This window comes from Brevundimonas sp. (genome assembly GCF_013823285.1).
Lineage (GTDB): Bacteria > Pseudomonadota > Alphaproteobacteria > Caulobacterales > Caulobacteraceae > Brevundimonas.
In genome coordinates this window covers 1-7,560 of the sequence record NZ_PNLV01000109.1, presented here as the reverse complement: position 1 = coordinate 7,560, position 7,560 = coordinate 1, and the positions used below count along the sequence as shown (strand labels likewise).

General features: G+C 69.4%; 7 protein-coding genes and 1 pseudogene. 4 read left to right on the top strand and 4 right to left on the bottom strand.

Annotated elements, in window-relative coordinates:
* Both C0461_RS12290 and C0461_RS12285 read right to left on the bottom strand, forming a co-directional pair.
* Window positions 1–500 (bottom strand): annotated as a pseudogene (locus C0461_RS12290) (anthranilate synthase component I); the annotation flags it as partial.
* Window positions 497–2,416, bottom strand: a complete 1,920-nt coding sequence (locus C0461_RS12285) for a peptidylprolyl isomerase (RefSeq protein WP_292107365.1) — start codon at window positions 2,414–2,416, stop codon at window positions 497–499. The gene C0461_RS12285 and the pseudogene C0461_RS12290, both read right to left, overlap by 4 nt.
* Window positions 2,417–2,536: 120 nt before the next feature.
* On the opposite strand from C0461_RS12285, the gene tpiA reads away from it, so the two are divergent.
* The gene (gene tpiA, locus C0461_RS12280) at window positions 2,537–3,286 is read left to right on the top strand and encodes a triose-phosphate isomerase (protein WP_292107362.1); all 750 of its coding nucleotides are present in this window, start codon (window positions 2,537–2,539) and stop codon (window positions 3,284–3,286) included.
* Window positions 3,287–3,417: 131 nt separating this feature from the next.
* Here the strand turns inward: tpiA and mazG are convergent, their stop codons facing one another.
* Together mazG and C0461_RS12270 are read right to left on the bottom strand one after the other, a co-directional pair.
* Window positions 3,418–4,215 carry a nucleoside triphosphate pyrophosphohydrolase gene (mazG, locus tag C0461_RS12275; protein ID WP_292107359.1) on the bottom strand — a complete coding sequence of 266 codons (798 nt, stop codon included), beginning with the start codon at window positions 4,213–4,215 and terminating at the stop codon, window positions 3,418–3,420.
* Between the two features lie 9 nt (window positions 4,216–4,224).
* The gene (locus C0461_RS12270; protein WP_292107358.1) at window positions 4,225–5,631 is read right to left on the bottom strand and encodes an MFS transporter; all 1,407 of its coding nucleotides are present in this window, start codon (window positions 5,629–5,631) and stop codon (window positions 4,225–4,227) included.
* 54 nt (window positions 5,632–5,685) lie between these two features.
* Between C0461_RS12270 and C0461_RS12265 the strand changes: the two genes are divergently transcribed.
* The 3 genes from C0461_RS12265 to C0461_RS12255 all read left to right on the top strand — a co-directional run.
* On the top strand, window positions 5,686–6,582 hold the full coding sequence (locus C0461_RS12265; protein WP_292107356.1) for a D-alanyl-D-alanine carboxypeptidase family protein: 897 nt from the start codon (window positions 5,686–5,688) through the stop codon (window positions 6,580–6,582).
* A 178-nt stretch (window positions 6,583–6,760) separates the two neighbouring features.
* The gene (locus tag C0461_RS12260) at window positions 6,761–7,225 is read left to right on the top strand and encodes a hypothetical protein (RefSeq protein WP_292107354.1); all 465 of its coding nucleotides are present in this window, start codon (window positions 6,761–6,763) and stop codon (window positions 7,223–7,225) included.
* 110 nt (window positions 7,226–7,335) lie between these two features.
* On the top strand, window positions 7,336–7,560 hold a 225-nt coding region (locus C0461_RS12255; RefSeq protein WP_363378508.1), incomplete at its 3' end, for a flavodoxin domain-containing protein.

The following is a 7,560-nucleotide window of genomic DNA, read 5'->3' as shown; positions in this document are numbered from 1 at the left end:
ATGGCCACGATGGAAGGCCGCGTCAGGACGGCGTCGGGCAGGTCCAGCGGGTCGGGGTTGGCCGCGCCGATGGGCTCGAACAGGCGCACCAGATCATAGCCGAACACGCCGAACACGCCCGCGGCCATGGGCGGGAGGCCTTCGGGCAGGGGGATGCGGGCGTCGTCCACCAGACGCTTCATGGAGGCGACCGCGCCGTCCGGTTCGGCTGTGAACCGGTCGGCCGCGATATCGTCGCCGCGCGCCACTTCAGCCTTGTCGCCGCGGCAACGCCAGACCAGATCGGGCGCCAGGGTCAGGATCGAATAGCGGCCGCGCCAGGCGCCGCCCTCCACCGATTCGAACAGGAAGGCGTAGGGTTCCCCCCGGCCCAGTTTGAGACAGGCGGAGACAGGGGTCTCCAGATCGTCGATCAGGCGGCGGAAGACCACCTGGGCCCGGCCTTCGCTCCAGTCACGCGCGAAGTCGTCCGGCGAGGGCGAAGCAGCGCCCTGGCTCATTCTTGCTCGGCGGCGGGGGCGGCGGGCATCTGGGTCGGATCGATTCCCAGGGCGTTCAGGGCGCGCTCGGGCCAGGTGCGGACATTCATCTGCCTGGTCGCAGCGGCGCGGGCCCCGTCGCCCAGAGCCTCGGCCGCCTGAATGCTCATCTGCGGTCGGATCTGCTCGGCGCGCGGGGCGGCGAGCGCCGGGACGGGCGCGCGGATGCGGTCCACACGTCCGATCACGAAGCTCTGACCATCCTGCTGGCCGCTGAACACCTGTTCCACGCCCTGGCTGAACAGCCCGCGCATGACGCCCTGGCCGACCTGGGCCTGGGTTTCCTCGTTCTGCTGAACGCCGGTGCGCGTCACCAGGGTCGCGTTCACGGAAGCCGCGACCTCGGCGATGGACTCACCGCCGCGCACCCGTCCGGCCAGCTCATCGGCGAGGGCCGCAAGGCGCCGGGTGTTCTCACGCTGCAGCCAGTTCTGGGCCAGCGGCTCGCGGACATCGTCAAGGGATGGCATGGCGGCGGGTGTGACCTCGTTCACCCGAACCACGAAATACTGGCCCTGGCCGGCGTCGATGACGTCGCTCTCGCCGCCTTCGTCCTGGGCGTAGGCGCTACGCAGCACCTGCGCGGGCGCGTTCAGCGGTTGCCCGTTGGGCAGACGGCCGTCCTCGGTGAACGGCGGCAGGTCGATGACCCGGGCACCGGCGGCCTCGACCGCCTCGGCCAGGGACGCGCCGTCCTGGCGGGCCTGTTCGTAGCGTTCGACGGCGTCATAGGTCTGGCCGCGCATGGCCTCCTCGCGCAACTCTTGAACGATGGCCTCGCGAGAGGACGCCAAGGTGGCGGCCTGACCCTCTGTGACGGACTCGACCACGATCACGGTCCGGCCCAGGCCGCTGCGGACGGGGCCGACGACCGCGCCCTCTTCGGCACCGAAGGCGGCGGCGGCGATGGCCGGATCCGTCACGGCTGAACGGGCGCGGTTCTCGTACTCCACCGGCTGCACCCCGTTGGCCGCGGCGACAGCGGCTGGAGATTGGCCGCCGCGGAGGGCCTGCGCGATGGCGACGGCGGTTTCCTCGTCGGGGGCGGTCAGGGTGGTGAAGGTGCGGGTCTCGGCCCGGGAAAGGGATTCGCGGCGGAACTCGAAGCGTTCCTGAATCTGTTCGTCGGTGAGCGGCGGCAGATCGGCTTCGGACGCCGGGCTGAACACCACCAGGGAGATGGACCGGAACTCGGGGCGGCGCAGCTGCGCGGCGTTCTCGTTCAGGTAGGCGTTCAGTTGCTCATCGGTCGGAGGCTCGGCCTGACCCGCCATGGCCGGGGTCACGACGAACCAGCTGCCGTCCCGGGTGTGCAGCGACTGCCCGGCGAGCACGGCCCCGTAGATGCGCGGCAGACGCAGGCCTGCGTAAATGGCAGCGCCGTAGTGGTTGGCCGCCAACTGGTCGCGGATCTCCGCCTCGAAATCGGCCTCGGTCACGTTCTGCTGGGCGAGGGCCTGGGCGTATTGCTGCGGGTCGAACTGACCGGTGACCTGATTGAAAAACACCGGGAACTCGCGAATCTGGGCGGCGATCAGCTCAGCGCCAGGACGCAGACCGGCCCGCCAGGCCCACGCGAGGAAGCCTTCGGTTTCGGCGACGCCTTCCAGAATCTGGAGGTGGCCGCCCTGGGCGACGAGGTCCTGCATCGTCACGGACTGACCGGACTGCTCGCGGAACGCCTCGATCCGCTGATCCACGATGCGCCGGTATTCGATCTGGCTGACCTCGCGGCTGCCGGCCTTGAGGACAGGACCGTTGCGGCTGCCGCCGCCCAGGAAGTCGGTCGTGCCGACGATCACGAAGCTGATTGCGATCAGACCCACGATGATCGGGGCGACCCAGGACTTCGAGAGCTTGCGGAACGAGGAGATCATGCGGCGGGCCCTGGATCACGAAGCGCAAGAGTGCGCAGACTGGCCGTATAGGGGAGGGGGCGGCGGTCCCGCAAGCGGGGAGCCCTTGGCTTGGCCAGAACCCCCGCCTAAACAGCGGTCATGACACACATCCGACCCCTGATCGCCGGAAACTGGAAGATGAACGGGACCGGCGCGGCCCTTGATGAGGCGCTGGCGCTCGCCGCCGCCCTGAAGGACGAACCCGCAGCCGCCCGCGTGGCCCTGTGCCCGCCCGCGACCCTGATCGAGCGCCTGGCCCGGGCCGTGGAGGGCTCGGCCGTCGAGGTGGGCGGGCAGGACTGCCATGCCCAGGCCTCCGGCGCCTTCACCGGCGACGTATCGGCCGCGATGCTGGTGGATGCGGGCGCGGGCCTGGTGATTCTGGGCCATTCGGAGCGGCGGGCCCTGCACGGCGAAACCGACGCCGACGTGGCGGCCAAGGTGGAGGCGGCGCTGGCGGCCGGGCTGGAGCCGATCATCTGCATCGGCGAGACCCTGGAGCAGCGTGAGGCGGGCGAGGCCGTGGCGGTCGTTCAGGCTCAGGTTGCAGGTTCTCTGACCAAGTCATTGAATGGAAAAGAATTTGCTGTGGCCTATGAGCCCGTCTGGGCCATCGGCACGGGGCTGACCCCGACGCTGGAGCAGATCGAGGCGGTCCACCGGGCCGTGCGGGCGGCGATGGTGGACCGGCTGGGCGAGACGGCCCGCGCGGCGCCGATCCTGTACGGCGGGTCGGTGAAACCGTCGAACGCCGCCGAAATTCTGGGCACGCCGGAGGTGGGCGGAGCGCTGGTGGGCGGGGCCTCCCTGAAGGCCGGAGACTTCCTGGGCATCATCCGGGCGGCGTGAGCACCCCCGGATTTCGGACTCTGGACCCAAAAAACAGAGTCCGAATAGTACGAATTGTCCGAAATCGGCTCCGCCGGGTCCTGATGGCCAACCATTGTAAGGGCGCCGGGAAGGCGTGGGTGTAACTCGTCTCAGCCGGCCTTCTCGGCCGCCTTGGCTGCGTTCCACAGGGCGTCCATTTCGGCCAGGTCCGACTGGTCCGGCGCGCGGCCGTCCTTCGCCAGTTCCGCCTCGATGAAAGCGAAGCGGCGGACGAATTTGGCGTTGGCGCCACGCAGGGCGTCCTCAGGCTCCACCTCCAGCTTGCGGGCCAGGTTGGCCACCACGAACAGCAGGTCGCCCATCTCCTCGCGGGCCTTGTCCAGATCGCCCGCCGCGATCTCGGCGCGCAGTTCGGCCACTTCCTCATGCAGCTTGTCGAACACCTCGTCGGTGGAGGGCCAGTCGAAGCCGACGCGGCCGGCGCGCCTGGTCAGCTTGGCGGCGCGGGCCAGGGCGGGCAGGCCCACCGGCACGTCGTCCAGCACCCCGTGCTGAGCCTTCGCAACCCGTTCACCCGCCTTGATGTCCTCCCAGCGCGCTTTCTGGGCCACGGCGTCCGTTCTGGCCGCTTCGTCGCCAAAGACGTGGGGGTGGCGCCGCTCCAGCTTGTCGGCCATGGCGACGGCCACGTCGTCGAAGGCGAACAGACCCTGCTCCTCGGCCATGCGGGCGTGGAACACCACCTGGAACAGAAGGTCGCCCAGCTCGCCCTTCAACTCATCCAGATCGCCGCGCTCGATGGCGTCCGCCACCTCGTAGGCTTCCTCGATGGTGTACGGCGCGATGGTGGCGAAGGTCTGGGCCACGTCCCACGGACAGCCGCCGTCGGGGTCGCGCAGGCGCTCCATGATCTGGATCAGGCGGTCGATGGGGCGAGGTTCGGTCATGGCGGGGACTTATCGTGCTGTGCTTGCGGCATCCAGAGCCGCGCGGATCTCGGCGTGGCGCGACTGGGTCAGGGGATAGCGATACAGCGCCCAGGCACCGAGCATCAGGCACAGGGCCGGGAGGCCCGCGAACATGACCTGCAGCCACATCAGGGCGGCGGGGCTGTTGTTCTCCACCAGCGCCGGATTGAAGCCCGCGAACTGCAGGCCGGTGAAGGTCAGCACCGACACCGCATAGCCCAGCTTGGAGGTGGCGGTCAGGATCGAGAACAGCAGGCCGGTGCGGTCCGCACCCTGCTCCAGCCGCACCTGATCGGCCACGTCGGCCATCATGGCCCGCAGGAGCAGGTCGCCCGACGCAAAGGCGAGGCCCACCAGGGCGACCATGATGGCCGCCATGATGAGGGGCGAGACGCCCAGCAGGGCGGCGAGGACGGGCGCGCCGAAGCTGGCCAGAAGCAGGGTCACGGCGAAATAGACGCAGGCCAGGATCAGGGCGGCGTGCTTGCCCAGCCGCACGGCCAGCGCGCTCCAGACGGGCGCGCCGAACAGGCCGGCCACGAAATAGACCAGCAGCAGGATGGAGGTCTGGGACCGCTCGAAGCCCTGCACCGCCTCGAAGAAATAGAAGAACAGCGCGCCCACCACGCCGCGGGCGACGCCCAGCATCAGGTCCGCGCCCAGCAAACGCTGCATGACCGGCAGCTTGAACAGGCTCAGATAGGCGAAGCGCGAGGCGGCGTCGGCGGGCGGCCCGGGGGGCGGCTCAGGGGTGAAGGCGAAGGTGATGGCCAGGGTCACGGGCAGGGCGATGATGATGAACCATCCCTGCCAGCGCACGGCGGCGGCGTAGTCGCCCCAGCCCATGGACTGGACCAGCACCGGGATCAGCAGCACGGTCAGCACGCCGACGATGTTGGCGGTCTGCCACCAGCCGTAGATGCGCGAACGCTGGTCGTAGTCCGAGGACAGGGCCGAAGCCCAGCTGATCTGCGACAGGATGCTGACCGAGAAGCCCAGCGACATGATGATCAGCCACAGGGCCAGATAGCCGCCGCCGGCGCCGGGCCGCACCATGAACAGCATGGCCACCGCCAGCATCAGCACCGGCGCGGCCAGCCCCATCCACAGGCGATAGCGGCCGAAGCGGCTGTGGGTGCGGTCGATGACCATGCCCAGGGCCGGATCGACGAAGATGTCGGCCATGCGGATGACGAGGAAGATGACCCCCACCAGCGCCAGATCCACGCCCACATGGCTGGCGTAGAACTCGGGCAGGGTCACGTAGACAGGCAGGCCCAGCGCCGCATAGGGCAGGCACGCGGCCGAGAAGGCGGCCAGCACGCCGTTGCTGCGGCGCGGAGCGGGTGCGGGCGATGAGGCTGAGGCGGCGGGCGAGGCGGCGGGCTGGGGCATGGACGGGCCTGAGACGGCCGCTGAGTCGCGGTCACGGGCATCTGAGCGCCGCGGATGATCCTCGGCAAGCGGCTTGCGGGCGCGCGCGGCCTGATCGAAGGTGAGCCCATGACCCCTTCGCGCCTGATCCTGGCCCTGCTGATCGCCTTCGGGCTGGCGACGACCGTCCGCGCCCAGGCGCCGGATGATCCCTGCTGGGTCGAGCTGGACACGTTCAGCGACGCGGCCGTGGCCAACGGGCAGTCGGTGCTGAGCATGGAATGGGCGCCCTTCGCCGGCGTTGAGACAGGGTGGGAGACCTATGCGCCGCTGATCCAGCAGGAACTGGCGACGCCCTGTTCGCCCGGTTCGCCCGGATTCGCCTCGGCCCTGGCCGCGTTCCAGACGCGCTACGGACTGGTCCCGACCGGGGTGTTCGACGCGGCTGCGTTCCAGGTGTTTCGCGGGGTCTGGCAGGAGCGGCGGCCCTTTGTCATGGCCCGGGTGGCCGGCGAGTGTCCCGAGCCGCCGCCCATCAACACCTGGGCCTATCTGCTGCCCGAGGAAGAGCACGCCGACCGCATCACCCGCATGCTGCGCCGGGACGTGCTGGAGGCCTATCGCCGGATGGCCGCCGCCGCCCGGGCCGAGGTTCCGGAGATCGCGGCGGACCCGGAGCTGCTGCAGATCTTCTCGGGTCTGCGCGATCCCGCCGCCGACGCGGCCCGCTGCGCCGCCGAGGGCAATTGCGACGGCCTGCGCCGGGCGGTGTGTTCGCCGCACCGGACCGGCACAGCCGTCGATCTCTATGTCGGCCACGCCCACGGCTATGGCGTGGACTCCACGGACCCCTACAACCGCCTGCACCAGAGCCGAGGGGCGACCTATCGCTGGCTGGTGGTCAATGCCCGCCGCTTCGGCTTCGTCCCTTATGTCTATGAGCCCTGGCACTGGGAGTGGGTGGGGCCGTGAGGGTTCTCCTCCCCATCGCCTGGGATGGGGAGGTGGCGCGGGCGCGATCCAGCGCCCGTGACGGAGGGGGCGGCTCGGTCTTCGACGCGTTATGGCCAGTCGGCTTCGCCCGCGCCGCCCCCTCCACCACGCCCTGCGGGCGCGGTCCCCCTCCCCACGGTGTGGGGAGGAGATATCCGTGTTGATCCGACCTCTCACTGCGGGCGAAAGGGATCTGGTCGTTGAGGTGTTCGGCGACGCCCTGACGCTGGATGGCGTCCGCATCCTGGCCTCGCCGTTCCCGCGTGCGTTCGTGCCGGGCCGCTGGTTCGGGCGGGACTGGATCGTCTGGCCGCGTCGTGGGTTGCCCGACGATATCGCCGCCGCGCGTCTGAGGATCCAGGCCACCTTCATTCATGAGCTGGTTCACGTCTGGCAGGCGCAGCAAGGGACCAACCTGCTGCTGGCCAAGCTGAAAGCAGGGGACAGCCGCGCCGCCTATGTCTATCCGATTGAGGACTGCGCATGGGACGGGCTGAACATCGAGCAGCAGGCCTCGGCGGTGGAGCACGCCTTTCGCCTCAGCCGTGGCGGAGCCGTTCCGGCGAACGCAGCCTTCTATCGAGCGGTTGCGCCGTTTCCCTGCGGACTGAAACCCACCTGACGCATCTTTTCTGAGCTGGACGGGTTGAAACCGGGTGAGACGGCGACCAAATCGGCAACTGATGCGGTTGCAATACCGCCGACCGGTTCATTCCAGACAGGGAGCTCCCCATGCCCAAGGTTCTTGTGCTTTATCATTCCACCTACGGCCACATCGAGAAGATGGCCGAAGCCGTCGCCGAGGGGGCGCGCCAGGTCGAGGGCGCCCAGGTGGACATCAAGCGCGTCCCTGAACTGGTGCCCGAGGAGCTGGCCAGGAAGTCCGGCTACAAGCTGGACCAGGCCGCCCCCATCGCCACCATTGATGAGCTGAGCGGCTATGACGCCATCATCATC

Excerpts from the sequence above, each read along its gene's own strand:
- mazG (WP_292107359.1), bottom strand. The coding sequence starts at position 4,215 with ATGACCGAACCTCGCCCCATCGACCGCCTGATCCAGATCATGGAGCGC.
- C0461_RS12285 (WP_292107365.1), bottom strand. The coding sequence starts at position 2,416 with ATGATCTCCTCGTTCCGCAAGCTCTCGAAGTCCTGGGTCGCCCCGATC.
- tpiA (WP_292107362.1), top strand. The coding sequence starts at position 2,537 with ATGACACACATCCGACCCCTGATCGCCGGAAACTGGAAGATGAACGGG.
- C0461_RS12270 (WP_292107358.1), bottom strand. The coding sequence starts at position 5,631 with ATGCCCCAGCCCGCCGCCTCGCCCGCCGCCTCAGCCTCATCGCCCGCA.
- C0461_RS12265 (WP_292107356.1), top strand. The coding sequence starts at position 5,686 with ATGATCCTCGGCAAGCGGCTTGCGGGCGCGCGCGGCCTGATCGAAGGT.